The 278-nt window shown below is 35.3% G+C and carries 1 pseudogene; it reads right to left on the bottom strand.

Going from position 1 to position 278, the window contains the following annotated elements:
• Positions 1 to 96: 96 nt before the first annotated feature.
• Positions 97 to 278: pseudogene (locus tag HC175_RS23740) on the bottom strand (transcriptional regulator); the annotation flags it as partial.

Raw genomic sequence — 278 nt, forward strand, 5'->3', positions numbered from 1 at the left:
TTTTTTGCATGACAGCAGCGTATAACTAAAAACACCATTTCAATTTAATATTGGTAAACTGTAATGGTGTTTTTATTCTTTTTAGTTTCGAGGGAGCTACCTTTTCTTCAACAATTCCTCCAGGTATTTTACCTTCTCCTTCTCCGCCTCAACAAGACGCTCATAGAGTTCCACCATCTTATCAATAGGATTAATAGTGCAGAAGTAGTTATTGTTATTGGCACTGCTGTCTTTGAAGGTATTATTGATAATATTAAACACAGCCTCTTCACTGAAGT

It is taken from the genome of Salinimicrobium oceani, assembly GCF_012037645.1.